Below are 21,396 nucleotides of genomic sequence, written 5' to 3'. Positions count from 1 at the left end.
CAGCCTATGGCACACCCCGCCCGGCGGCCCCGGACGGTACGTCGCGCGCGCCTGACCCGACCCCCCGATCGAGTGGGCATCTTCGGTCACCCAGGGGGTAACCGACGCGGCGCAACCGTCTGCGCAAAGGGCGGACGAATGAAGGAGGAGATCATGCAGCAGGTGCAACTGTCGGAGGTCGAGCAACGGGTGTACCAGGCGGTCACCGCACTCGAGGCCCGCGGACAGGTCCCCTACCCGGACCTCATCGCCGAGGAGTCCGGCCTGAACGAGGAGCAGGTGGAGACACCGCTGCATCAGCTCACCGAGAAGGGCCTGCTGCACCGCGAGGACTCCCCGATGGCGGGTCTCGACTTCGGTCCACGGTTCTGCGCCCGCCAGATGGCGTGATCACGGAACCACCCGCGACGATTCGCCCCCCGCTTGCGGGGTAGCGGTGAGCAATGCGTGATCAACAGTCAACGGGGGGCTCGATGAGCGCGGGCCAGGCGCCGCGGCCCATCGACGCGGCGGAGAATCGGCGACGCTGGCAGGGCGTCGGTGTCGGGTTGGTCGCCGCCTTCATGACGCTGCTCGACGTGAGCATCGTCAACGTCGCGGTGCCGTCCATCGACCGTGCGCTGCACGCCTCCCCGAGCGACCTGCAGTGGGTGCTCTCCGGGTACGCGCTCACCTTCGGCCTGGTACTGGTGCCGGCCGGCCGCTTCGGTGACGCCCGCGGACGACGCAACGCGTTCGTCTTCGGCATCGCCCTGTTCACCGCGACCAGCGCACTCGCCGGCCTGGCCACCTCCCCGACGTGGCTGGTCGCCGCGCGACTGTTGCAGGGCGCGGCGGCGGGAATCGTGAACCCCCAGGTCATCGGGCTGATCCAGGAGCTGTTCCGCGGGCCCGAACGGGCCCGCCCGTTCGGGATCCTCGGCGCCACCATCGGTATCTCCACCGCCGTCGGGCCACTGCTCGGCGGGCTGCTCATCGCCATCGGCGGCGAGGAGCATGGTTGGCGGTGGGTGTTCTTCGTCAACGTGCCGGTCGGCATCGTCGCCGCGATCCTCGGCTGGCGGCTGCTGCCCGGCCGCCCCGAGGGCCAGCCGAGCCGGCGCCGGCTCGACCCGGTCGGCGTGGTGCTGCTCGGCGTGGGCGTACTGCTGATCCTGCTGCCGCTGGTGCAGGAGCAGCAGTGGCACACCCCGTGGAAGTGGGCACTCATACCGGCTGGTCTCGCCGTGCTCGTCGCCTTCGGGCTCTGGGAGCGGTGGTACGGCCGGCGCAGTGAACCGCTTTTCGACCTGGGTCTGTTCAGCTTCCAGTCGTACACCCTGGGGTCGCTCGTCGCGCTGGTCTACTTCGGCGGCTTCACCGCGATCTTCTTCATCTTCACCCTGTTCCTGCAGAACGGCCTCGGCTACAGCGCGCTCGTCGCCGGCCTGGCCATCACACCGTTCGCCCTCGGTTCGGCGGCCACCGCCGTGCTCGGCGGACGGATCGTCAACCGCTTCGGCCGGCCACTGGTCGCCATCGGTCTGCTCGCCGTGGTGATCGGGTTGGCTGGAACAGTGGTCGCACTGCGCCTCGCGCCCGACGCACCTGCGCCCTGGGTCGCCGCCGGCCCGCTGCTCCTCGCGGGCCTCGGCAGCGGGCTGGTGATCGCCCCCAACCAGACGCTCACCCTCGCCCAGGTCCCGGTATCCCAGGCGGGCAGCGGCGCCGGCATGCTCCAGACCGGCCAACGGATCGGCGCCGCGGCCGGCATCGCCGCCGTCGGCTCGACGTTCTTCTCCTCGCTGGCCGACAACCGGGGCAACTGGACCAAGGCGTTCGAACAGTCACTTCTGCTGGCGACCGGGATCATCGCCCTGGCACTGATCGCCGCGCTGATCGACATCCTGCGCACCCACAGACACCCCGAATGAACATCCCGGGGGTACACCGTGGCCACCGCTGACTCGTCAGTCATCCCTCGAAATCTTGGACAGTTACCGTTAGCGGATAACGGAAACTGTCCAAGATTGACCGCTGGCCGGCACCCGTAACGGGTGCCGGCCAGCGTCACGCGGTGGTGCTGTGGTGGGTCAGCTGTTCCAGTGCTGGTGCACCAGGTCGGTGGCCTGCTGCTCCCACTGGGCGTACGCATCCGGGTACGCCGAGACCTGCACGGTCTGCGCGGCGTCGGTCAACGCCATGTCCTGCCACCCGTCGACCTGCCGCAGGCCCTTCAGGAACGCGGTGGTGGAGTAGGCCGGGTCGGTGATCTGCTCCGGCGTGCCCCAACCAGAGGACGGGCGCTGCTGGAACAGGCCCAGCGAGTCGTGGTCGTTGGCGTCACCCAGGTGGCCCAGGTTGTCCAACTTCGACTCCTGCAGGCTGGTGGCGATCGAGATGACCGCGGCCCGCTCGGGCAGACCGGCCTTCTTCGTGGCGGCGATGATCGCCTTGGCGTTACCGGTCTGCTCACCGTTCAGGGCGATCCGCGACTGGTCACCCTGAGGCTTCGGGGCCTGCACCGCGACCGCGACGGGCTTGCCGTCGACCGGGGTGGCGGCGTGGGCGGCGACCGGACCGGCGAACACACCACCGGCGAACGCGAGACCAGCAACAGACAGCACACTCTTACGCATGATCGTGTTCATGGGGGAAGCTCCTTCGGGGGTAAGGACACCCAACCGCCAAGGGGGAACGGCGAGCCGGGTGCGAGCACCTCGTCCGGGCGCATAGGAAAGTCTTCGGGGGGGGTCGACGCCTACGGTGGCTCGGCGTCGGGGTCGGCGACCTACGGGCGGGCGGCTCGTGGCGCCGGGGTCGGCGGCCTCCGAGAGGGCTCGTGGCGGCGGGTCCAGATGTAACGACCGGCGGGCCGCCGTCATTCCGGGGGTGGCCCATCCCGTCGCCACCCTCATCCAGGCGGTGATCGGGGGGTCGTTCGTGGGGACGGTAACGACCGGGCGGGGGCCAGCATTCCAACCGGTGACCGGTCAGGCAGGCGAGCCGTAGGCGGGCCGTGGTGCTGCGATCGTCAGGGTATGTAACGACCCCCGGCCAGCCATCATTCCGGCCGGCGAGTGCGCCCGACCATACCCCAGAGCATCGCAAACCCGACATCATTGGTCAGGCCGCCTGATCAGGCGGGCGTCACGCGCCGACCTGCCGGTGATCGACTCACTCGACGCCGGATCGACCACCGCACCGGGACGCAATCCGATCGGAGTCGACAAAACCCGTGATGCCACCCAGGCATATTTATGCCACACAGGCATCACACACACCGCAGCGACCGCCACCGGACCGACTCCCGACGCCGAGCACAGTCACCCCGCCCCGAACACCCGAACACCCGAGCACCCGAGCACCCGAGCACCCGCCGCACTCAACCAGCGGGCTGGGCAGGCCCGAAGACGGCGACCACCGACCAGGAACGGCAGGCGCGCCACACACGCACTAACGGCGACCACCAACCGACGACGGACAGGCGCGCCACACACGCACGACGGCGACCATCAACCGACAACGGGCAGGCGCGCCACACACGCACGACGGCGACCACCGACCGGGGTGGGGCCCGCCGTGCCCGGCGCAGGGATCAAGCCTGACCGCCCGGAGCCGGGCACGGCGGGCCCCACCCCACCCCCCACGAACCCGACACCGACACCGACACCGACACCGACCACCTAACCCCACCAACCGTCTGACCCCACGACCAGGAGACGCGATCACAGAAGGGCTGGCGCCCGTCGGAGTCGTTCCGACGAGCGCCAGCCTGAGGTGCATCCGGGCACTGCCCGGTGACGGTACGGATCAGTGCGCGGCTCCGCTGAAGCGCTGGCGGCGACGCCAGCCCAGGGTCAGCAGGAGCATGAGCGCGCCAGCACCGACCAGGCCACCGCCGACCTTCATGGGCGTGTCGAGGCTGCTGCCGGTGACGGGCAGCGGCGGAGGCTGCGGCGCGTTGCGCAGGACTGTCAGCGTCGCGGTGCCGGTACGACCCGATTCACGGCCGGTGGCGTTGAACACGAACCTCCCCTCCGTCTCGGGGCGGTAGGTCAACTCGAAGCGTCCACTGGCGTCGGTCGTCGCCGTCAGGTTGAACGCGGCGGCTCGCTGGAACGCGACCGCGGCCAGCGCGACCGTCGAACCGTCGCTGCGCCGTGCCGACTGACCGTCGAGCCGGGCGGACGCGAGCGGGTTGACCGTGACCACGATGTCGACGGTCTCGTTCGGGCCGAAGTTGGTTCCGATCAGCGTCACCGGTTCGCCCAGCACGATGGTCGTCCGGCTCAGCGTCAGCGATGCCTGCTGAGGCGAGTACGGCGGCGGTTGAGGCGCGCCCGTGATCGTCGGCGTCGGCTGCGGCTGCGGCTGCGCCGCCCCCGCCGCAGTCGGCACGGCCACCACGGCCAGGCCGACCGTGAGCGCCATGATGATGCGGGATAGCCGCATGATTGGTTCCCTCCTACTGGTCACAGCTTGGTGCGGAATGAACTTGAGTGGTCCACGGGCTGGCGGTGGGGGTCAGCCGCAACTCGGCCTGCCCGACACTGGTCCTGGCGGTCAGGACCGTCACCTCCAACGCCCGCTCGGCGCCGGGGCCCACCTCGACGTTGGCCGTGGCGACCTGCCGACGTCGTTCGGTGCCGCTGCCCAGCGGGGTCTCCGTCCCGTCGAGCCGGGCACCGAGCACGCTCCCGCCAGCCGGGCTGTAGACCGACACCAACGTGCGAGCGGTGTACGGGTCACCCGCCAGGCCGAGGCCGAGGACCGACTTGGTGAGACCGGACTTCGGCGCGGTGGAGCGCAGGGTCACCCGCAGCCGTAGCTCACGGCGGCCGTCCGGTCGGCACTCGCCGACCATCAGGTTTGCCGCCGGCCGCAGGTAGTAGCCGAGCTTCGCGCCGCTGCCGTCGTTGAGGAACACACCGACTGTCGGCACGGTGTCCTGCTCCGGAAGCGTCCCGGCCATCCGGCTGTCGCCGATGGTCCGTTGTTCTTCCGGTCGGGCACTCCAGAACAATATCCGGCGTTCAGTGATAGCACGGTCAAATGCGGACAACAACACCTTCGAGTTGACATTCTTCTTGAAGAAGGCGTCAAAGACCGCGGCGGCGGATGCCGCGAAGAACTCGTCCTGCTGCTCGGTGTCCAGCCGTTGGTAGGTCTCGTTGAGCAGGGTCTGGACGACCTTTTCGCTGGCCAGCGGGACGCCGCCGGGCACCATGACCGGGCCGGTGGCCTTGAGCAGGTAGGACAGCACCACCGGGTCCACGGCGAGCACACCGTCGACGGTGGTGCCGGTCTTGCGGCGGAACATCTCCCGGTACAGCGCGGCCGCGGTCGGAAAGTGCGGGGTCAGATTGACGTCGGCGGGATAGATGCCGGGCAGGTCGGTCCAGAGGGCCCGGGTCTCAGCGGGCACCTTCAGCGGCGGGGTGAACTGGCCGAGCGAGGCACTGCTGCCCTGCTTGCCCATCCGGACCGTGCCGTTGTCGGCCTCGATCATCGCGTACGCGCCGAACATGCCACCGGTGGCGCGCAGTTCGGCCGGGTTCTGCGACACCAGCAGGTACCGCCGCGGGCCGCTCGCGCCGAGCAGCGGCGGCAGCAGCCGCGCGCCCTGGTCGGCCGCCGAGGTGAGGCTGGCCAGTCGGTCGATCTCGCCGCGCAGGTCGCCCAGCGCCTGCCGGATCTGACTCACCAGATGGTCGGCGGGTACCGTCGCCAGGTCCCGGCGGGTGCGCTGCACCGCGTCGTCGACTCGGGACAGCTCGCCGGAGACCGCGCTGAGCCGGGTCAGGTCCAATCGGCCCTCGGCGGGCACCAGGCTGGTCAGGTCGGTGCGCAGCAGCGCCGGGAACGCCTGGCGGGCCAGATCGTCGATGGCCTCGGCGATCCGCCGGACCGCGTCGAGGTCGTCGCCGGCGATCGGGGTACGCCGGGCGACCTGCCAGCCCGGGTCGGCGGTCGCGGCCCGGGCCGCACCGGACTGCTCCTGTAGTGCGGCGAGGGTGCGCAGGGCACGGTCGCTGTCTCCGCCGATCACCTGGGAACTCAACTCGCGGGCCAGGCCGGCGGCGTTGAGCAGGTGGGTTCGCGCCTGCCAGCCACGGAAGCCGATCCATCCGCCGGTCGCCAGCAGCAGCGAGCCGACCACCAGGGCGCCAAGGAGGGCGCGGCGCAGTCGGGTCCGCCGGCGACGCCGGGAACGGCTTCGCCGCCGGCGCGGTCGTTCGCTTACCTCCGTCACACCACACTCCCGATCCTGGATTCGGACAGAAGGCCCGATATCCCTGACGTTCTTAGCACGCATCAGCGAAGCTCGTACCGTTATGGCATTTCTCGTCCGTTACGTGAGGTCGCCTCGCGGCTCGGCGGCGGGCTCAGCGAAACGACCCGCCGCCTCATGGAGCAGCCGCTCCACCCGGTCCACCCCGGCCGGCAGCGACATCTCCCGGAGGTACGCCTCCCGGCCCCGGCGACCCATCTCGACGCGCGTCGCCGACGGGATGGTGGCGGCCAACCAGAACCGGTCTGCCAGCGCGGCCCAGTCCTCCGGCTGGCAGGACAGGCCGGCTCGGGCACGTTCGACCAGTTCGGCGGTGTCCCCGCCGGCCGAGGCCACCACCGGTGCCGCGCAGGAGAGTGCGGCCTGCAGCTTGCCGGGCACCGTGCCGCGCAGCTCCGGGAGGTCGCGCAGCATGACCAGCTGGTAGTCGGCCGCGGCGTACAGCTCGGGCATGTCGACCGGAGACCGCCGCTCCAGAAAGCGGACGTTCTCGGCACCCAGCTCCGCGGCGAGCCCCCGCACCCGCCGCTCGTCCGAGCCCGAACCGACCAGGACCAGTTCCATGGTCCGATCCAGCGCCGCTGCGGCCCGTACGGCCGTCTCCAGACCCTGCCGGGCGCCGATGGTGCCGGCGTGCATCACCACGCACCGACCGTCGCGGCGGACCAGCTCGCGGGCCGCCGCGCCCGGCGTCGCCGGGTGGAAGATCCGCTCGTCGGTCCAGTTCAGCACCAGTCGGACCCGGGCCGGGTCGGCGCCGGCGGCGACGACCAGATCCCGCATCGACGGGGCGGCGACGGCGACGAGCGCCGCGGACCGGTAGATCCGGGTCATCGCGGTGCTCATCCGCGCCGCCCAGCGCCCGTCGCCGGCCTCGTCGGCACCGTCGCGTGCCCAGACGTCCTGCACATGCAGCACCGCCGGTACCCGCCCGAGCAGCCGGAGCACACCGGCAGTGGCGAACGTGGTGGCCGGCAGTTGAAAGACGTAGAGCGCGTCCACGTCGCCCAGGAACCGGCGCGCGGCCAGCGTCGCGCTGCCGGCGAAGGAGAGGTAGCTGGCCATCCGGACGCCGGTGGACCCGGGACGGCCGGAGTACCGCGGCACCCGCCGGACGGTCAGCCGTTCACTGTGCGTCTGGTGGTGCCAGCGCTGCCGCCAGCCCGGGTAGACGTGACCACCGGGATAGTCCGGAAATCCGGTGAGCACCCGGACCTCGTGCCCACGCGCGGCCAGCTCCTCCGCGAGGCTGCCCGGGATGAACGCCGGCTCGGGCGGAAAATGGTAGGACAGGATGCCGATCCTCACCTCGTCACCGCCGTCCACTGCCGATCGGCGTCCGTCGGCGCGGCAGCACGGCGAGCGGGCACCCGCTCCGCGTACGATGCCGACAACCCCTCCCTGCGCGGCCGCCGGCGCCGACGCACCGCCCCGGCGGTGCGGCCGCTGGCGTCCGTACCGACGAGAGGGGCCCCGATGGCCGACCACGTGTTGTTCGTCTGCCACGCCAACCTGTGCCGATCGCCGATGGCCGAGTACCTGGCGCGCCGGATGCTCGCCGATCGGCCGGTGGTCGTGGTGAGCGCCGGGACCGACGCGGTGGACGGGCTGGGCATGCACCCGTACGCCATGGAGATCGCGACCGAGAGCGGCGCGGAGCCGGCGGCGTTCCGCAGCCGGAGGTTGCGTCCCGAGTATCTGGCCGACGCGACGCTGGTGTTGACCGCGACCCGGCGCCAGCGCTCGGTGTGCACCGCGCTGACGCCGGCCGCGCTGCACCGGACGTTCACTCTGCGCCAGTTCGGCCGGCTGGCCGCCGCGGCGGAGCCTCCCGACGGATCGGCGGACGACCCGCTGCGGGCCGCGGTCGCCGCCGCCGCCCACGCCCGGGGGCGACTGCAACCCGCCGCCGGGGATGCGGACGACCTACCGGACCCGATCGGCGGCACCGCCGCCGACTTTCGACGTTGCGCCGAGGAGATCGAACGCTCGCTGCGACCCCTCGCCGCGCTCATCGGGGCAACCGGGTGAGTTCCTGCGTACGGTCGCTGACGCCGTTGGTCTGAGTGTCCTCGCTGTGCCGGGCGGACGTGGCCCGCTCCGCCGGCGCCGAGGGCTTCGCCGTGGAGGTCACCACCCGGTAGGCCTCGTACTGGTACGCCTCGGCCTTGGCCACCTTGGCCATGTTGAGCACACAGCCGAGCAACCGGACCGAGACGGAGTGCAGGGAGCGGGCCGCCGCGGCCACCTGGGTCCGTGAGGTACGGCCCTGCTGGCTCACCAGCAGCGCACCGTCGGCCTGCACGGCCACCACCACACCGTCGGTCACCGCGAGCAGCGGCGCGGTGTCGATGATCACGATGTCCGCCGACTCGCGCAGCGCCAACAGCAGGTCCGCCATCGCCTTGGAGCCGAGCAACTCGCTCGGGTTGGGCGGGGCGGAGCCGCTCGGCAGCACCAGCAGGGACTTGTCCCCCCAGCGCTGCACCACGTCGCCGACCTGCACGTCGCCGACCAGAACGTCGGTGAGGCCGACCCCGGCGTCCAGACCCAGGTACTCGTCGACCTTGGGCCGACGCAGGTCCGCGTCGACCAGCAGCACCCGCCAGCCCGCCTCGGCGAGCGCGATGGCCAGGTTGCAGGAGAGCGTGGTCTTGCCCTCGCCCTGCAGGGCGCTGGTGACGGCGATGACGCGGGCCGGTTCGTGCACGTCCACGAAGCGCAGGTTGGTGCGCAGCTTGCGAACGGCCTCGGCGCGCGCCGAGGTCGCGGCGTCGCCGATGATCAGCGGTGCGGTACGGGCGCTGCTCTCGAACGGGATCTCACCGAGCAACGGACTGCCGGTGGCCCTCTGCAGGCCGGCGGCGTCGCGCAGCCGGATGTCGGCCACGCCACGCAGGATCGCCAGGCCGACGCCGAGCAACAGGCCGATCAGGCCACCGAGGGTGAGGTTCCGCACCGGCTTCGGCGACACGGGGCTGGCGCTGACCCGGGGACCGCTGACCACCTCGATCTTGATCGGCGCCTTGCCTTCGGGCGGGGTCTCGACCCTCTGCACGAGCTCGACGAACTTCGTGGCGAGCGTCTCGGTCACCCGCAACGCGCGGGTCGGGTCGGTGTCGGTGACCGACGCGCGCAGGAGGACCGTGCCCGTCTCGGTGGAAGTGCTCACCCGACGCTGCACCTCGTCGGCGGTGAGCCCGACCGGGTTCTCCGCTACGACGCTCTGGGCCAGACGGTCGCTGCTGAGCAGGTCGGCGTAGGACTTGACGCGCTGCTGAAGGAAGAGTCCACCCTGGTAGGCGTCGGTGACACCCTGGTTGGGGGTGGTGACGAAGAAGGTCACCGAGGCGACGTACCGGGGTTGGGCCCGTACGGTCAGGAACGCCGCGACGCCCAGGGCCACCATGACCGTGACCAGCGGAACCCACCAGTGCCGTCGCACGTGGCGCAATTGGCGGAGCAGGTCCATCAGGCACGCCCCCGTACCTGTCCGGTTACGCCAAAAAACTTCACGAAAACCCCCAAGGTCGTCTTAAACTCGTGAAACCATTAAAGCGGTTCATGCGGGTTATGTCCCGAGTTGCGTATTTTCGGCGGCAAACATGTGCGCTCGAATGACCAACCCGAGAAACGCCCGATCGGCAGCGGCGACATCGAGGAAAAGTCGACAGCCGATCGGGCAGCGTCCGATCGGGCCTGCGGCCGCCGCGACCGGGCAGCCCGGGTAGGGTCGGCAACGGTGTGCCGGGAAGTCTGGTCGGCGGGTGGTCCCCTGCCGTCCCGACACCCCGAGGTGAACGCCGCCGATGACCGACCGCACCCCGCAGCCCGACCGGCCACGGCTCTTCTCGCGATCCTCATGGCCGGAGGCGCGCCACCTGGCCGACGTGCTGCGCACCGAGACCGTCGGTGGCGCCCTGCTCCTGGTCGGCGCCGTGCTGGCGCTGATCTGGGCGAACTCCCCGTGGGTCGACTCGTACACCCGTCTCGGTCACTGGGTGCCGTGGCCCGGCGGGACGCGCTGGCACCTCGATCTGGACCTGGCCTCCTGGGCCGCGGACGGCCTGCTGGCCATCTTCTTCTTCGTGGTGGGCCTGGAGCTCAAGCGGGAGTTCGTCGCCGGTGAACTCCGGCACCCGCGGCGCGCCGCGCTGCCGGTCGTCGCCGCCCTCGGCGGGATGCTGCTGCCCGCGCTGATCTACGCGGCGGTGGTCCTCACGACGGGCGGGCAGGGGCTACGCGGTTGGGCGATCCCGACCGCCACCGACATCGCCTTCGCGCTGGCCGTGCTCGCGGTGGTGAACTCGCACCTGCCCCAGGGCCTGCGCGCCTTCCTGCTCACCCTCGCCGTTGTCGACGACCTGTTCGCGATCACCATCATCGCGGTGTTCTACACGGCGAACTTCGATCCCGTGCCGCTGCTCGCCGCGCTGGCGCCGATCGGGCTCTTCGCCCTGCTGGTGCAGCGCGGGCGTACCCGGTGGTGGGTGTTGATCCCACTCGCGACCGCCGCCTGGGCCCTGGTGCACGCCTCCGGCGTCCACGCCACGGTGGCCGGCGTCCTGCTGGGTTTCACCGTGCCGGTCCTGGCCGGCCGCCAACGGGCGGGCACCGCGCCGACCGGCAGCGGGGGCGCGGGCGGCCTCGCCGCACACCTGGAGCACCGCTGGAGGCCGGTGTCGGCCGGCTTCGCGGTGCCGATCTTCGCCCTGTTCGCCGCCGGGGTAAGGCTGCGCGGCACCGACCTGGGTGCCCTGGTGACCGACCCGGTGGTGATCGCCATCGCCGCCGGCCTGGTCTTCGGCAAGAGCATCGGCATCTTCGGGTCGACCTTCCTGCTGGCCCGGTTCACCCGCGCCGAACTGGACGAGGACATCAGCTGGGCCGACCTGCTCGGGATCGCACTGCTGGCCGGTGTCGGTTTCACCGTCGCACTGCTCATCGGCGACCTGGCCTTCGGTGCGGGCAGCACAGCCGACGACCGGGTCAAGGCCGCCGTGCTGGTCGGCTCAATGATCTCCGCCGGGCTGGCCGCACCCGTGCTGATCCGGCGCAACGCCGTGTACCGCCGGGTGGCGCAGCGCGAGCGGCTGGACGCCGACGGCGACGGTGTGCCCGACATCTACCAGCGCGGAGGCGACAGCTGATCACCGTGACCGCGCGGGACCGGCCGACACCTGCTCGGCGTCGCGCTCGTCAACGCCCGCGACCGGTGTCCCGCCGCTTCTCGGACTCGTCGGCCAACGCGTCGGTCGCCGGTGCGGTGAGGTCGTCGCCGGGCACCGCCACCTCCTCGGCGAGGTCCTGCTCGTCGGGCTTCCCGCCGGTCGGCGGCTCGGGAGCGGTGGCACCGCCGGAATAGCCGTACTCGTTCGGTTCGTCGTGCCGGCTCATCTGGTCATCTCCCGCTTTCGCCTGTTCTGCCTGGTACCGCCAACGGTAGGTGGTGGCCGTCCGTGGCGCAGGGCGGCGCAGATTGTCGGCGTGACCAGGGCGCTGCCCCGCCCAAGGCGGCACCGAGCAACTGACGCAGCGCGACGATCGCCGCCGCGCTGGCCAGGTCGGTCCAACCCGGCCCACCGGCGAGCCGGAGCAGGCCGGCCGCGGTCAGCAGGTCCAGCAGGACCCGGATCGCGGTACGGACGGCCCCGGTGGTGAGGACGGTGACCAACCCCGCCGTCAGTGCCAGCGCGGTGACCGCCGTCACCAGGGCAGCCATCACGACCGGGACTCCCCCTCGGCCACCTGCCGCTGCTCCTGACGGATCTCCCGGCCCAGGAAGTAGTTCAACGCCGTCCGGATCGTGGCGATCGCGGCCAGCTGACCGATCTGGGTGAACGACGGGGACACGGCGGTGCGCAGCACATCGGCGGCGAGCTGGAACTCCAGGCCGAGGGTCAGGAACCGGCCCAGGGTGAGCCGGATCGGGTTGAAGACGGCGGCGGTGCGGTGTCGCAGCCCTTCGACCAGGAACCGCACCGCCGCCCAGACCGCGCCGACGAAGATCACCACGGCGCCAGCGACCTCCACCACGGCGACCAGCACCTCGTCGCCGTGGCGCAGCAGTTCCGCCGGTGCCACCCAGGGCCGTTACCCGCCACCGGTGCGGGTAGTCGGCCCTCAGGTCAGCTCGCTCACCGCCTCCAGGATCAACCAGAGGCCGGAGATGGCGAACAGCACCGCGGCGCCGTACCTGATCGTCCTCTCCGGCAGCCGACGGCCCAGCAGACGGCCGACCAGAATGGCCAACGCGTCCGCGGCCACCATGCCGACGGTCGAGCCGAGCCAGGTGCCGAACCAGCCGTACTTGGTCGCCAGGGTGATCGTGGCGAGCATCGTCTTGTCGCCCAACTCCGCCAGGAAGAACGCCACCGACACCGCGACGATCGCGGTCTTGCTCGTCTTCTCGGCCTTGCGCTTCTCCTGCTCGGTGAGCGTGTCCCCGCGCAGCGTCCACGCGCCGAAGCCGAGGAACGCCACCCCGGCCACCAGGGAGATCCAGTCGGTGGGCAGCACGGCGCCCAGACCCGTGCCGATGGCGACCGACGCCAAATGAACCACCGCCGTGGCGACCGTGATGCCGATGAGCACCGGCATCGTCCGGAACCGGGTGGCGAAGGTCAGCGCCATCAGCTGACTCTTGTCCCCGAGTTCGGCGACGAAGATGACGCCGAAGCTGACCACCAGCGCGGCGAGGAATCCCTCCATGACGTCCTTCCCGTTCTCATGCCGGGAGGAGGGAAAGAGGCGCCCTCGACCCGGCTCCACAGCCTGGGTCGAAGGTCTCGCCCGCCCCGAGGAACCGGGGCCGCGTGGCCGGGTGCGGTACGCACCAGTATGTCGACCACGACATTGGGGGCTACTCCCCTTCGCGCGACCAGCCTAACCGATCATCGGGCCGGCCGGTCGAGGTGGGTGGACAGGCTCACCGCGCCTGCGCCAGCGTGACCCCGAACAAACCGTCCGGGTCGGTCCAGAACTCACTCGCGGTGAAATCCGCCTCGGCCAACTCGGCCGCGATCCCGGCAGGTCGGAACTTCGCCGACACCTCCGTGCGCAGGTCCTCACCCGGGGCGAACTCGACGGTCAGGTCCAACACCCGTACCCGCATCGCCCGGGTCGCCCGCAACCGCATCTCGATCCACTCGTGGGCCGGGTCCCAGAGGGCGACGTGCTCGAACGCGTCCGGGTCGAAGTCGGCGCCCAACTCGCGATTGATCACGTGCAGCACGTTGCGGTTGAACTCCGCCGTCACGCCCGCCGCGTCGTCGTACGCCGGCACGATCACCGACGGGTCCTTGACCAGGTCGGTGCCGAGCAGCAGCCAGTCGTTGACCTCCAGCGCGGCGCGCATCTCGGCCAGGAACTCGGCCCGCTCTGCCGGCAGGAGATTGCCGATGGTGCCACCGAGGAACACCACCAGCCGGCGGCCGCCGGTGGGCAGCAGGTCCAACTGCCGGGTGAAGTCCCCGACGATGCCCCGGACCCGCAGCTCCGGATAGTCGGCGGCGATTTCCGCCGTGGACCCCAGCAACGCGCTGACCGACACGTCGAGCGGGACGAAGGTGCCCAGACCCCCCTGACGGGTGAAGGCGTCCAGCAGCAGGCGAGTCTTCTCCGATGAGCCGGAGCCCAGCTCGATCAGGGTCTTGGCCCCGGTCAGCGCCGCGATGTCGGGGGCGCGCTCGGCCAGCACGGCGCGCTCGGCCCGGGTCGGGTAATACTCCGGCAACCGGGTGATCGCCTCGAACAACTCGCTGCCCCGAGCGTCGTAGAACCACTTCGGTGGAAGCCACTTCTCGTCGGCGCTCAGCCCGGCCCGAGCGTCCTCGCGCAGACCTCGCTGCAGGTCCCGCTCCTCGAGGTAGATCTCCAGCGGCTCCGCGGTCATTCTCGTGTCCTCTCTGCTCTGTCCATCGTCGTGCGCCTGACCGGTGCGGCTCACCGGGTCGGCAGCGGGCTCACCCGCACCTCGCTCGCCGTGGCGGTGACCAGGTGCCCCTCCGGCACCGGCCGCCACCCGGGGTCGTCGTCGTGCGGCTCGGAGGCGAGCAGCACGGAGCCCGCCGCCGCGCGCACCGACAGCGCGTGCCCGGCCACGCTGGCCACCGCCGTGTGCCCGTCGGTGAGCAGCAGGTTGAGCCGTGACCCGGGAGCCGCCGCGGCGACGTCGGCCACCGTCCGCGCGACCGCCTCGGCCGGATCGGCGCCGTCGCGCAGCCGCTGCCGGACCAGCGCCCACAGCAGGGCCGAGTCGGTGGCGGCGTCCAGGGTGAGCAGGTCGCGCACCGGCAGGCCGGCGGCGAGCGGCACCACGGCGTCCGGCCAGCCGCGCACCACCCCGTTGTGGCTGAACAGCCACCGGCCCTCGGCGAACGGCGCGGCGGCACCGTCGAGCACCGCCATCCCGACGGTGGCCGACCGCACCGCCGCGAGCAGCGCGCCCGCCCGGGTCACCGCCGCGAGCTGCGCGATCGTCGGGTCACCCCAGATCGGCTGGGCCCGCCGGTAGCGCACCGGGTCGCCGTCGCCCGGATACCAGCCGACGCCGAAACCGTCGGCGTTGATCGTGCCACCGCCGCGCATGTCGCGGGGCGCCCACGACTGCCGCACCAGGGAGTACGGCGGGTCGAACAGCACCTCGGCCAGGGTGACCGGCGGCCCCAGATAGGCGAGATGGCGACACATCAGCGCACTCCGCCCGCCGGCCCGCCGGCCGCGCGGCGGCTCACCGGTGCGACTCGTCCGCGCTGGCGTCGCGGGCGCAGCGGAAGCCGCTGAAGATCTGCCGTCGGATCGGATAGTCCCAGTTCCGGAAGGTGCTCCGGCAGGCGGCCCGGTCCGTGCCGAACGAGCCACCACGCAGCACGAGGTGGTCGGCGCCGAAGAAGACCTCCGAGTATTCCCGGTAGGGGAAGGCCGTGAAGCCGGGATGCCCGTCGAAGACGGTCGAGGTCCACTCCCAGACATCGCCGATGAGCTGGTGCACACCCAGCGGCGAGGCGCCCGCCGGGTACGCCCCGACCGGCGCCGGCCGCAGGTGGCGCTGGTCCAGGTTGGCGTGGGCCTCGGTCGGGTCGTCGTCGCCCCACGGGTAGCGGCGGGACCTCCCGGTCGCCGGATCCCAGCGGGCCGCCTTCTCCCACTCCGCCTCGGTCGGCAGGCGCTTACCAGCCCACGCCGCGTACGCCTGCGCCTCGTAGGCGCACACGTGCACCACCGGCTCGTCGGCGCGCACCCGATCCCACCGGCCGAAGCGCCGGTACGCCCAGCCGTCACCGTCGCGGCGCCAGTGCATCGGCGCGCTGAGCTGCTCCTGGAGTCGGTGCGACCATCCCTCGGGGCTCCACCAGCGCGGGTCGGAGTAGCCGCCTTCGGCGATGAACGCCTCGTACTCGGCGTTGGTGACCGGGGCGGCGTCGATGACGTACGCCGGGAGGTCGACGCGGCGCGCAGGGCGCTCGTTGTCCAGCGCCCACGGGTCGGTGTCGGTGCCCATGCTGAACTCCCCGGCCGGCACCAGCACCTCGCCACCGACCCGGGCGGTCGGCTCCGGCGGCGGCGGCGCGTGCAGCACCGCCGGCCCCGAGCGCAGCTGGTGGGTGGCGAGCATCGTCTCGTCGTGCTGCTGCTCGTGCTGGACGATCATGCCGAAGGCGAACCCGTCGGCGACCAGCGGCCGGTCGGTGAAGCTGACCGCGTCGAGCAGGTCGTGCACCTTGTCCCGCACGGTGCCCAGGTAGGCGCGCGCCTCGGCCGGCGCCAGCAGAGGCAGCGCGGGCCGGTCCCGTCGCGGCTGCTTGAACGCGTCGTACAGCTCGTCGATGTCGCACCGGACGGGCTCGCGGCCGCCGACGTCGCGGACCAGCCAGAGCTCCTCCTGGTTGCCGACGTGCGCCAGGTCCCAGACCAGGGGCGACATCAGCGGAGAATGCTGGCGCATCAGGTCGGCGTCGTCGACCGCCTCGGTCAGCAGCGCCGTGCGGGACCGGGCCCGCGCCAGCTCCGCCGCGATCCTGCCGCGCAGCCGCTCCCCGTCGGTCTGCGCCGTCGTGCTCGCGCTCACCGCATCGACCTTTGCTCGCGACTGCGGGGCTCGCAACCCCGGCTCACTCCTCGCGCTCACCGCACCGCCCTCCGCTCGCGACTGCGGGGCTCGCAACCCCGGCTCACTCCTCGCGCTCACCGCATCGCCCTCCGCTCGCGACTGCGGGGCTCGCAACCCCGGCTCACTCCTCGCGCTCACCGCACCGCCCTCCGCTCGCGACTGCGGGGCTCGCAACCCCGGCTCACTCCTCGCGCTCACCGGTCGCCCCTTTCCGCGGCGGTCAGCCGACGCCGCACGCCTCGCTGGATCTCGTCGTGGATGCCGTCCGGCAGGTCCAACCGGGGCAGGTTCGTCAGGGCCAGGTCGAGCAGCGCCGCCGCGGCGGCAGCGAGCTCCGCGTCGGCCAGGCCGCGCCGGGCCGCGCCCGACCAGCGGTGCGCCACCGGCGCCCCGATCTCGTACGCCGAGCGGACGGTGCCCGGATCGGCGAACAGCGCGGTCAGCACCGCCAGCGGAAGCCGCCAGGTGGGGCCGGGCTGGGTGTCCAGGTAGCGCAGCTCCAGGTAGCCGCGCGGTCGCACCGGCGGAAAGAGGGTGCTGACGTGGTAGTCGAGGTCGTCGGTGGTGGGCGGGCTGGGCAGCGCGCCGTGCAGCCAGTCGGCGAAGGTCACACCGGGCGGCGCGGTCCAGTCCGGGCCGCGCCGACGCACGCAGAGCAGCGGCGCGTCGAGCACGTACCGGGTCCAGGCGGCGCTCGGGTCCTCGTCGTTGCGGCTGGCCGCCCAGACCGGTCGGGTGCGGGCCGGATCGATGGCCAGCCAGGCGGCCATCCGGGCGGAGGCCCAGCCGGTGGACCTGCCGGCGTGCCGGTTGGCGGAGGCGAACGCGGCGAGCAGTGGCGGGCCGACCGCGTGTGCCGCGGCCCACCGGGCGGCGACCTGGTCGGGCTCGCCGGCGTCGAGGCACACCTGCAGGCCGGCGGTGCTGAACATCATGGTCCGGCCGGCCGGACCTCGCCGGTCGAAGGCGACGCGCATCGCGCGGTAGCGGGGGGTGTCCACCACCGGGCGGGGCCGGCGGTGCGGGTCGATGCCACTGCGACCGAGAATCAGCCCGCCGGCGGCCAGCAGGTCGGTGACCTGGGCGATATCAGCCTCGGTGGCCTGGATCAGCGCGGCGACCGAGGGACGCGGCGGGGTCGAGATCTCCACCTGGCCACCCGGCTCCACGGTCACCGCGCCGCCGTATCGCAGCGGCTCGGCCGGGCTGGTGGCGTCCAGCGTGACGGGGGTGTGTCGCCCCAGCGCCGCCCGCAGACGCGCCGGGTCGATTGGTCGGGCGGGGTCGGCGACGTCGTGCACGGTCCATTCGAGTTCGACGCCGGTGTGGGTGGGTGGGCCGGTCTTGAAGCAGATCCCGGCGAGGTGCCGGCCTGCGGCGGCCGACTCGTGCAGAATGACGCTGCGGTCCAGCTCGGGTGACGTCACCACGGGTCGGGGCCCCTCTCCGTACGCCGGCTCCGGAACACTGTGCCACCGTAGACCGATCCCCCGACACCGTCGGGGCGTCAACGGGGCCACCAGTCCCTGTCTAACAGACCTATTTCCCGGTGCACGCGGGAACGAACCGCCCGGCGACCCTACCCTCACCCCAGGGCGGCGGGCCCGCCGGTCGGCGACGGCGTGACCTTCGGCGATGTGGTCGGCACCGCGTCAGGCACCAGCCGCCGGCAGTACGCCTCGACCTCGTCGGCGCCACCAGCGGCGGTCACCAGGTCCTGGAAGCCAGGCGTACGCAGCGCCTTCTCCCGCTGCCGGGGATTCTTGGCCAGCCATGCCCGGCACTGCCCATGCAGCTTCCCGGCCGGCGCCGTACCGGTGGAGGGTGTGCCGGCGGGGGATGCACCGGTGGGCGGTGTGCCAGTGGCCGACGGGGTGCTGGACGCCGAAGGCGGTTGCGGCGGCGCCGACCGGCTGGGTGCCGCGGTGCGGTCGCCGGACGGGCTCTCGTCGACCCGGGTGGGGGTGGACGACGGGCTGGTGTGCGCCGGCGCCGGAGGCAGCTCCGGTGCCCGGTCCAGGCCGACCGCGGCGAAGGCGCCTCCGGCGGTGGCGGTGGCCGCCAGTGCGCCGATCCAGGCCATCACGCCGGTTGTCATCCGGCGGCGATGCGGCCGGCCCGGGGCGGTGGACGCCGGTGTGACCCGGGTGGCCCGGAACCCGGCCAGCGCGGCCTCCTCGCCGGTCAGCTCCCCCGGGCGGGCCGGACCCGCCGCCGCGGCGAGCAGCCGGGCCACCGGGTCGGCGGCGGGAACGGTCGTTCGCACCTCGGCCGACTCGGCGCCCGTCCCGACGGGCTGGGCGGCGCGGGTCGCGTCGAGCAGTCGTTCGGTCTCGACAGCGTCCCCCCGCCGGTCCGGCCGGTACGGGTTCATCCGGAATCCCCTCACGTCAGCCGTCCGCCGGCTCGGCGTGCGACGTCCGACGGGACCGACCCGGGCGCGGACGGAGCGGCGACGTCGGCTCCACACCGACCGGAGGCGCCACGCCCTTCCCGGAGACCGGCGTCACGGCCGTGCCCTGTCGTTCCAGGAGCGCGGCGAGCCGCCGCAGGCCCCGATGCGCGGCGGTCCGGACGGCACCGGCCCGGCGGCCCAGCACCTGACCGGCCGACTCCGCGTCCAGGCCGATCACCGCCCGCAGGAGAACCGCCTCGGCCTCCCGGGGAGGAAGGGTGGCGATCAGTGCCAGGGCCTGCTCGGTGCCGAGCGTCTCGCCGGCCCGCTCGGCGGTGTCCGCGTCGCCCGGCAACTCGTCGAGCGTCTGCACGGGCACCGGCGACGATGGCCGGCGACGGAGCCGGCGCAGGTGGTCCATTGCCCGGTTGCGGGCGATGGTCACGGTCCAGGCGCGGAACTCGCCGCCGGTGAAGGTGGCCAGGTCGCGGGATATCTGCAGCCAGGTCTCCGATGCGACGTCCTCGGCGTCGGCACCGACCAGCGCGGTCAGATAGCGCAGCAGGCCGGGCTGGAGGCTGCGGTAGAGGAGACGAAAAGCATCCTCGTTGCCGGCCTGCGCCGCGGTGACAGCCTCCGACAGGTCGCCGCTCATCCGTGGCCCACGGACCGCCGGGCGCGTCCCGACCCGCTCCGCTGCGATGGGGTGTTCCGCTTGACCCGGACCGTCGGCACGATCAGCTTCCGCACCGTACCGCCCTCCGCCGAATCCGATCCCGCCCGCGGCCGAGGCGCCCGGGTCACCTGGACCAGCGCCGGAACGATCGTTCGACGCGCTGCGCCCGAGCCGGGTCAACGCTAGGAGGGACCGACGGGAGCGACAAGTCAGCACGATGTCACGGAAGGGTGACAATCCTCTACCGACCCTGGTGGCGCGCGGCCGAAACACGGGGTGACCTGCGGACGTTGGCCGCACCGCCAGGCTGCGGCCCAACGTCGTCGGGCAGGCGTACACTGCGATGTAACGGCTTTTGTCACAACGCGTCGCGGCGCCGTCACACCGTGGTCCAGTCCATACGGCTCGGACCTGACGGATCGGACGGTACGGACCACCCGGCCGAGCAGCCGAGGCGCACCCTTCGGCACGGCTCTGGGTACGGTATTGCTGTGTTGTCATCCGAGGTCGTGCTCAGCGGTCGATACCGCCTGGACGAACGTGTCGCCACCGGCGGCATGGGCGACGTCTGGCGCGGCACCGACCTGGTCCTCGGCCGGCAGGTCGCGGTCAAGGTTCTGCTGCCGGCGCTGGTCTCGGACCCCGACTTCATCGCCCGGTTCCGGGCCGAGGCGCGCATTATGGCGGCTCTGCGGCATCCGGGCATCGTCCAGGTCTACGACTGCGGCGAGGACGACCTGCCCGACGGCGGCAGGGCGGACTACCTGGTCATGGAGTTCGTCGACGGCGAGCCGCTGGCCAAGCGGATCGAGGCGTCCGGCCGGCTCGACGTGGCCGAGACGATGTCGATCGTGGCTCAGGCCGCCCAGGCGCTGAACGCGGCGCACCGCGGCGGCATCGTGCACCGCGACGTCAAGCCCAGCAACCTGCTGGTGCACGAGGACGGCACGGTCGTGCTCGTGGACTTCGGTGTGGCCCGCTCCACCAACATCACCAGCATCACCAGCACCAACGCGGTGCCGGGCACCGCCCTCTACATGGCCCCCGAGCAGGCCGCCGGTCGGCCGGTCAGCAGCGCCACCGACATCTACGCCCTGGGCGCCGTCGCCTACTGCTGTCTCACCGGCAGCCCGCCGTTCACCGGCGACAACCCGCTCCAGGTCGCCGTCCGGCACCTGGACGACGAGCCGCCGGAGCTGCCGCACGAGATTCCGGAGGCGGTCCGCGCCCTGGTGTCCCGGGCGCTGGCCAAGGATCCGCTCGACCGGTTCACCAGCGGCGCGGCGATGGCCGAGGCCGCCCGGACCGCGGTGACCGGCGGGGAGCCGCCCACCGCGCTGGCGGCCTCGGTCCCGTTGCGCGACGCCGGGCCGGGCACGCGTACGGACGGACCCGTCGGTGCGGCCGTGGCGACGACCGCCGGCGGCCGACGGCGGCGGCGCGGCCCGCTGGTCGGTGCCGTGGGGGCCGTACTGGTCGCGCTGGTCGGCCTGGGCGCGGCGTTGGCGACGGCGAGGGACACCGACGCGCCGGCGGTCAAGCTGCCCACCACCTCACCGAGCGTGGCGCCGACCGGTCCGGTGGACGTGCCCGCGGCGAACGAGCAGATCACCCTGGACCCTTCCCGGCCGAACCGGCCGCCCGCCCCCCAGAACTCCGCATCGGCCTCGACCAGCGCGACGCCGAGCCCGCGGCCCAGCCAGACGGCCGCCTCGCCGTCGCCCACGGCGAGCGCCACCACGTCACCTCCGCCGAGCACCCCGCCGACGGTCTCACCGACGAGCAGTCCACCCGACCCGCCGACGAGCAGTCCGTCCAACCCGCCGGTCGAGCCGGGTGAGCCACTGGCGGGGCAACTGCTGAGCTGACCCGGTCGTGGTCGTCCGACGACCCATCAGTACCGATATCACCAAAACGGACTTACGGCGCCGAAGACCCCT

At 72.3% G+C, this 21,396-nt stretch carries 20 protein-coding genes; 5 read left to right on the top strand and 15 right to left on the bottom strand.

The window, feature by feature from the left end; translation table 11 throughout:
- Positions 1-153 precede the first annotated feature (153 nt).
- Together ACLJN9_RS01775 and ACLJN9_RS01770 are read left to right on the top strand one after the other, a co-directional pair.
- Positions 154-390: a hypothetical protein gene (locus ACLJN9_RS01775; RefSeq protein WP_410809183.1), complete on the top strand. Its 237-nt coding sequence runs from the start codon at positions 154-156 to the stop codon at positions 388-390.
- A gap of 83 nt (positions 391-473) precedes the next feature.
- Positions 474-1,913 carry an MFS transporter gene (locus tag ACLJN9_RS01770; protein ID WP_410809182.1) on the top strand — a complete coding sequence of 480 codons (1,440 nt, stop codon included), beginning with the start codon at positions 474-476 and terminating at the stop codon, positions 1,911-1,913.
- Between the two features lie 159 nt (positions 1,914-2,072).
- Here ACLJN9_RS01770 and ACLJN9_RS01765 read toward each other — a convergent pair whose 3' ends face one another.
- The 4 genes from ACLJN9_RS01765 to ACLJN9_RS01750 all read right to left on the bottom strand — a co-directional run bounded on the left by ACLJN9_RS01765 (position 2,073) and on the right by ACLJN9_RS01750 (position 7,582).
- The gene (locus ACLJN9_RS01765; RefSeq protein WP_410809181.1) at positions 2,073-2,630 is read right to left on the bottom strand and encodes a hypothetical protein; all 558 of its coding nucleotides are present in this window, start codon (positions 2,628-2,630) and stop codon (positions 2,073-2,075) included.
- A gap of 1,162 nt (positions 2,631-3,792) precedes the next feature.
- Complete coding sequence (locus tag ACLJN9_RS01760; protein WP_410809180.1) at positions 3,793-4,434, bottom strand: hypothetical protein; 642 nt, start codon at positions 4,432-4,434, stop codon at positions 3,793-3,795.
- Between the two features lie 13 nt (positions 4,435-4,447).
- Entirely contained in the window at positions 4,448-6,235 is a 1,788-nt protein-coding gene (locus tag ACLJN9_RS01755; protein WP_410809179.1) for a DUF4012 domain-containing protein, read from the bottom strand.
- A 99-nt stretch (positions 6,236-6,334) separates the two neighbouring features.
- The gene (locus ACLJN9_RS01750; RefSeq protein WP_410809178.1) at positions 6,335-7,582 is read right to left on the bottom strand and encodes a glycosyltransferase family 4 protein; all 1,248 of its coding nucleotides are present in this window, start codon (positions 7,580-7,582) and stop codon (positions 6,335-6,337) included.
- Positions 7,583-7,750: 168 nt separating this feature from the next.
- Between ACLJN9_RS01750 and ACLJN9_RS01745 the strand changes: the two genes are divergently transcribed.
- Complete coding sequence (locus tag ACLJN9_RS01745; protein WP_410809177.1) at positions 7,751-8,305, top strand: low molecular weight phosphatase family protein; 555 nt, start codon at positions 7,751-7,753, stop codon at positions 8,303-8,305.
- Here the strand turns inward: ACLJN9_RS01745 and ACLJN9_RS01740 are convergent.
- The gene (locus ACLJN9_RS01740) at positions 8,286-9,746 is read right to left on the bottom strand and encodes a polysaccharide biosynthesis tyrosine autokinase (RefSeq protein ID WP_410809176.1); all 1,461 of its coding nucleotides are present in this window, start codon (positions 9,744-9,746) and stop codon (positions 8,286-8,288) included. The genes ACLJN9_RS01745 and ACLJN9_RS01740 overlap by 20 nt on opposite strands.
- A 337-nt stretch (positions 9,747-10,083) precedes the next feature.
- Between ACLJN9_RS01740 and nhaA the strand changes: the two genes are divergently transcribed.
- Positions 10,084-11,424, top strand: coding sequence for a Na+/H+ antiporter NhaA (gene nhaA, locus ACLJN9_RS01735; protein ID WP_410809175.1), 1,341 nt, complete (start codon positions 10,084-10,086; stop codon positions 11,422-11,424).
- A 49-nt stretch (positions 11,425-11,473) separates the two neighbouring features.
- Here the strand turns inward: nhaA and ACLJN9_RS01730 are convergent, their stop codons facing one another.
- From ACLJN9_RS01730 to ACLJN9_RS01685, 10 genes are all read right to left on the bottom strand, one after another.
- Entirely contained in the window at positions 11,474-11,671 is a 198-nt protein-coding gene (locus ACLJN9_RS01730) for a hypothetical protein (RefSeq protein ID WP_410809174.1), read from the bottom strand.
- Between the two features lie 4 nt (positions 11,672-11,675).
- Positions 11,676-11,996 (bottom strand): hypothetical protein, encoded by a 321-nt coding sequence (locus ACLJN9_RS01725; protein WP_410809173.1) that lies wholly within the window; start codon positions 11,994-11,996, stop codon positions 11,676-11,678.
- Positions 11,996-12,358: a DUF1622 domain-containing protein gene (locus ACLJN9_RS01720; RefSeq protein WP_410809172.1), complete on the bottom strand. Its 363-nt coding sequence runs from the start codon at positions 12,356-12,358 to the stop codon at positions 11,996-11,998. Before ACLJN9_RS01720 ends, ACLJN9_RS01725 begins: the two co-directional genes overlap by 1 nt.
- 39 nt (positions 12,359-12,397) lie before the next feature.
- Positions 12,398-12,985, bottom strand: a complete 588-nt coding sequence (locus ACLJN9_RS01715; protein ID WP_410809171.1) for a TMEM165/GDT1 family protein — start codon at positions 12,983-12,985, stop codon at positions 12,398-12,400.
- Positions 12,986-13,202: 217 nt separating this feature from the next.
- Positions 13,203-14,168, bottom strand: a complete 966-nt coding sequence (gene egtD / locus ACLJN9_RS01710) for an L-histidine N(alpha)-methyltransferase (RefSeq protein ID WP_410809170.1) — start codon at positions 14,166-14,168, stop codon at positions 13,203-13,205.
- Positions 14,169-14,218: 50 nt separating this feature from the next.
- On the bottom strand, positions 14,219-14,965 hold the full coding sequence (egtC, locus tag ACLJN9_RS01705) for an ergothioneine biosynthesis protein EgtC (protein WP_410809169.1): 747 nt from the start codon (positions 14,963-14,965) through the stop codon (positions 14,219-14,221).
- 40 nt (positions 14,966-15,005) lie between these two features.
- Complete coding sequence (gene egtB / locus ACLJN9_RS01700) at positions 15,006-16,343, bottom strand: ergothioneine biosynthesis protein EgtB (protein WP_410809168.1); 1,338 nt, start codon at positions 16,341-16,343, stop codon at positions 15,006-15,008.
- A 236-nt stretch (positions 16,344-16,579) separates the two neighbouring features.
- Complete coding sequence (gene egtA, locus ACLJN9_RS01695; RefSeq protein ID WP_410809167.1) at positions 16,580-17,815, bottom strand: ergothioneine biosynthesis glutamate--cysteine ligase EgtA; 1,236 nt, start codon at positions 17,813-17,815, stop codon at positions 16,580-16,582.
- A gap of 155 nt (positions 17,816-17,970) precedes the next feature.
- Positions 17,971-18,759, bottom strand: coding sequence for a hypothetical protein (locus tag ACLJN9_RS01690; RefSeq protein ID WP_410809166.1), 789 nt, complete (start codon positions 18,757-18,759; stop codon positions 17,971-17,973).
- A 16-nt stretch (positions 18,760-18,775) separates the two neighbouring features.
- Positions 18,776-19,435: an RNA polymerase sigma factor gene (locus ACLJN9_RS01685; RefSeq protein ID WP_410809165.1), complete on the bottom strand. Its 660-nt coding sequence runs from the start codon at positions 19,433-19,435 to the stop codon at positions 18,776-18,778.
- Between the two features lie 512 nt (positions 19,436-19,947).
- Between ACLJN9_RS01685 and ACLJN9_RS01680 the strand changes: the two genes are divergently transcribed.
- Positions 19,948-21,324: a serine/threonine-protein kinase gene (locus tag ACLJN9_RS01680; protein ID WP_410809164.1), complete on the top strand. Its 1,377-nt coding sequence runs from the start codon at positions 19,948-19,950 to the stop codon at positions 21,322-21,324.
- Positions 21,325-21,396: the final 72 nt, after the last annotated feature.

This window comes from Micromonospora sp. 067-2 (genome assembly GCF_046549295.1).
Lineage (GTDB): Bacteria > Actinomycetota > Actinomycetes > Mycobacteriales > Micromonosporaceae > Micromonospora.
This window is presented reverse-complemented; position numbering and strand designations above follow the sequence as displayed.

What these genes read in the sequence shown, in the direction of transcription:
- egtD (WP_410809170.1), bottom strand. Translation starts at nt 14,168, where the DNA reads ATGACCGCGGAGCCGCTGGAGATCTACCTCGAGGAGCGGGACCTGCAG.
- ACLJN9_RS01760 (WP_410809180.1), bottom strand. Translation starts at nt 4,434, where the DNA reads ATGCGGCTATCCCGCATCATCATGGCGCTCACGGTCGGCCTGGCCGTG.
- ACLJN9_RS01740 (WP_410809176.1), bottom strand. Translation starts at nt 9,746, where the DNA reads ATGGACCTGCTCCGCCAATTGCGCCACGTGCGACGGCACTGGTGGGTT.
- ACLJN9_RS01715 (WP_410809171.1), bottom strand. Translation starts at nt 12,985, where the DNA reads ATGGAGGGATTCCTCGCCGCGCTGGTGGTCAGCTTCGGCGTCATCTTC.
- ACLJN9_RS01765 (WP_410809181.1), bottom strand. Translation starts at nt 2,630, where the DNA reads ATGAACACGATCATGCGTAAGAGTGTGCTGTCTGTTGCTGGTCTCGCG.
- ACLJN9_RS01745 (WP_410809177.1), top strand. Translation starts at nt 7,751, where the DNA reads ATGGCCGACCACGTGTTGTTCGTCTGCCACGCCAACCTGTGCCGATCG.
- ACLJN9_RS01770 (WP_410809182.1), top strand. Translation starts at nt 474, where the DNA reads ATGAGCGCGGGCCAGGCGCCGCGGCCCATCGACGCGGCGGAGAATCGG.
- egtC (WP_410809169.1), bottom strand. Translation starts at nt 14,965, where the DNA reads ATGTGTCGCCATCTCGCCTATCTGGGGCCGCCGGTCACCCTGGCCGAG.
- ACLJN9_RS01730 (WP_410809174.1), bottom strand. Translation starts at nt 11,671, where the DNA reads ATGAGCCGGCACGACGAACCGAACGAGTACGGCTATTCCGGCGGTGCC.
- ACLJN9_RS01725 (WP_410809173.1), bottom strand. Translation starts at nt 11,996, where the DNA reads ATGGCTGCCCTGGTGACGGCGGTCACCGCGCTGGCACTGACGGCGGGG.
- ACLJN9_RS01685 (WP_410809165.1), bottom strand. Translation starts at nt 19,435, where the DNA reads ATGAGCGGCGACCTGTCGGAGGCTGTCACCGCGGCGCAGGCCGGCAAC.
- nhaA (WP_410809175.1), top strand. Translation starts at nt 10,084, where the DNA reads ATGACCGACCGCACCCCGCAGCCCGACCGGCCACGGCTCTTCTCGCGA.
- ACLJN9_RS01775 (WP_410809183.1), top strand. Translation starts at nt 154, where the DNA reads ATGCAGCAGGTGCAACTGTCGGAGGTCGAGCAACGGGTGTACCAGGCG.
- ACLJN9_RS01690 (WP_410809166.1), bottom strand. Translation starts at nt 18,759, where the DNA reads ATGAACCCGTACCGGCCGGACCGGCGGGGGGACGCTGTCGAGACCGAA.